The 2,735-nt window shown below is 73.2% G+C and carries 3 protein-coding genes; all 3 read left to right on the top strand.

What is annotated here, in order from left to right; genetic code table 11:
• Positions 1-553: type VI secretion system-associated FHA domain protein TagH (tagH, locus tag HMPREF0731_RS20160; RefSeq protein ID WP_007006069.1), on the top strand; the 553-nt coding region annotated here is incomplete at its 5' end.
• A 3-nt stretch (positions 554-556) separates the two neighbouring features.
• Positions 557-1,894 (top strand): type VI secretion system baseplate subunit TssK, encoded by a 1,338-nt coding sequence (tssK, locus tag HMPREF0731_RS20165; protein ID WP_007006070.1) that lies wholly within the window; start codon positions 557-559, stop codon positions 1,892-1,894.
• On the top strand, positions 1,891-2,735 hold an 845-nt coding region (icmH, locus tag HMPREF0731_RS20170), incomplete at its 3' end, for a type IVB secretion system protein IcmH/DotU (RefSeq protein WP_007006071.1). The genes tssK and icmH, both read left to right, overlap by 4 nt.

Genomic DNA, 2,735 nt, shown 5'->3' on the forward strand with positions numbered 1-2,735 from the left:
CCTGCTGGCCGCCTTCCTGCAGGGCGCCGGCCTGCCGCCGCATGCGCTGACAGGAATCGCGCCGGAGGCCGCGCTGCACGCCGCCGGCCAGCTCAGCCGCATCGCCTTGGCCGGGCTGCGCGCTTTGCTGATCGCCCGCGCCGACGCCAAGCGGGAATTCCGCATCGAGCAGACCATGCTGCGCGCCAGCGGCAACAACCCGGTGAAATTCGCCGCCTCCGACGCCGCCGCGCTGCAGGGGCTGCTGACCTCGCCCGACACCGCCGCGGCGGTGCAGGAGACGGTGACGGATCTCGCCGCGCACCAGGCCGCCGGCCTCGCCGCCACCCAGGCGGCGGCGCGCGCGCTGCTCGACCGCCTGGCACCCGCGCGGCTGGAGGCCGAGGACCAGGGCGGCGGGCTGCTGCCCGGTGCGCGCGAGAAGCGCCTCTGGGATCGCTACAAGGCGCTGCACCGCGCCACGGGCGAGCAATTCGACGATGATTTCGACAGCGCCTTCGGCAAGGCCTTCGCCCGGGCCTATGAGGATGCGCTGCGCGGCGGGCGGGGTTAACCGATGGTCTGGACCGACAAGGTCGTCTGGCAGGAAGGCATGTTCCTGCGCGCGCAGCATTTCCAGCAGCAGGACCGCTATCACGAGCACCAGTTGCAGGCGCGCACCGCGCCGCTGCGCCCGCATCCCTGGGGGCTGACCGAGCTGTCGCTGGACCGCGATCTGCTGGCGGCGGGGAAGTTCGCCCTGGCCAGCGCCGCCGGCGTGCTGGAGGATGGCACGCCCTTCGCCATCCCCGGCAGCGCCGACCAGCCCCTGCCGCTCGACCTGCCGGAGGGCACGCGCAACCAGATCGTCTATCTGGCGGCCCCCCTGCGCCAGCCCGGCAGCCCGGAGGTCGCCTTTGGCGAGATGCCGGAGCTCTCCGGCGCGCGCTACGGGCTGCGGCCCTTCGAGGCTTTCGACACCCATTCCGACAGCACCCAGCCGGCCGAATTGCAGGTCGGCCGCCCGCGGCTGCGTTTCCTGCTGGAAAGCGAGGAGCGCGCGGGCTTCACCTGCCTGGGCCTCGCCCGCATCGTCGAGGTGCAGGCCGATCGCCGCGTGGTGGTGGATGAGCGCTTCATCCCGCCCTGCCTGCGTGTCTCCGCTTGGCCGGCCATCGGCAACCTCGCGCCGGAACTGACCGGCATGCTCGGCCAGCGGGCCGAGGCGCTGGCGGCACGGCTCTCCGCCCCCGGCGCGCGCGGCGTGGCCGAGGTCTCCGACTTCCTGCTGCTGCAAAGCCTCAATCGCTGGCTGCCGCTGCTGTCGCACTGGTCGGATGCCGGCAACATCCACCCCGAGGCGCTGTTTTCCGTGCTGGTGCAGATGGCGGGCGAGCTCGCCACCTTCACCGATCCCGGCCGCCGCGCGCGGCCCTATCCGGCCTACCGGCATGACGATCTGCAACGCGCCTTCGCGCCCGTGGTGGCCGATCTGCGCCGCGCGCTCTCGATGGTGCTGGAGACCAACGCGGTCGCCATCCCGTTGCAGGAGCGGCGGCATGGCGTGCGGGTCGGCCCGCTGATGGACCGTACTTTGCTGCGCGCCGCGCAATTCGTGCTGACGGTGCAGGCGGAGATGCCGGGCGAGCAGCTGCGCCGCCTCTTCCCCAACCAGGTGAAGATCGGCGCGGTCGAGCATATCCGCGAGCTGGTCAATGTCGCGCTGCCCGGCATCGCGGTGCGGCCACTGCCCGTGGCGCCGCGGCAGATCCCCTTCCATGCCGGCGCCGTCTATTTCGAGCTGGATCGCGGCAGCCCGCATTGGCAGCAGATGCAATCCTCGGGCGGCTTCGCCCTGCATGTCTCGGGTGACTTCCCGGCGCTGCAGATGGAGCTCTGGGCGATCCGCGGATGAGCGACAATCCCTTCTCCGAGCCGGAGGATTCGGACCGCACCATCATCCAGGGGCCGCAGCCGCGCGCCGGGGCGCAGCCTGCCCGGCCGGCGGGCGCGATGCCGCCACCCGCTGCCCTCACCGGCTACGCCGTCCCCGCCGGCGCCGCGGCGGCGGAGGTGGAGGCGCTGCCGCGCACCGGCCTCTCGCCGCTCGCCGCCGCCGCCGCGCCGCTTTTGGAGCTGCTGGCACAGCTCTCGGGCGGCGCGCGCATCGACCGCCCGGACGAGCTGCGCGAGCGTGCCATCCGCGCGCTGCGCCAGTTCGAGGCGGAGGCGCGTGCCGCCGATGTCTCGCCCGACCAGCTGCGCGCCGCGCATTACGCGCTCTGCGCCGCGCTGGACGATGTGGCGCTGGCCACCCCCTGGGGCCCGGCCAGCGCCTGGGGCGCGCAATCCCTGGTCTCCAGCTTCCACCAGGAGGTCCGCTCGGGCGAGCGTTTCTTTGATTTGCTCGCCGGCATGCAGCGCGATCCCGGGCGCTATCGCGAGGCGCTGGAGATCGCCTATCTGGCGCTGGCGCTGGGCATGCAGGGCCGCTACCGGCTGGCGCGCGGCGGCGGCAGCGAGCTGGACCGCATCCGCGAGGGTCTCTATCAGTTGCTGGCCCAGCTGCGCGGCCCGTGGGAGCGCGGGCTGTCGCCGCATTGGCAGGGGGTGGACGCGCCGCACCGTCCCGCGCGCCGCCGCATCCCCGGCTGGATCGCCCTGCCGCTGGCGGCCGCGCTGCTTGGCCTGTTCTATGCCTGGCTGTCCTGGGACCTCAATCGCGGCTCGGACGAGCTCTATGCGCGGCTGGCGGC

Origin of the sequence: Pseudoroseomonas cervicalis ATCC 49957 (assembly GCF_000164635.1) — a bacterium.
In the GTDB taxonomy this organism is placed as follows: Bacteria; Pseudomonadota; Alphaproteobacteria; order Acetobacterales; family Acetobacteraceae; genus Pseudoroseomonas; species Pseudoroseomonas cervicalis.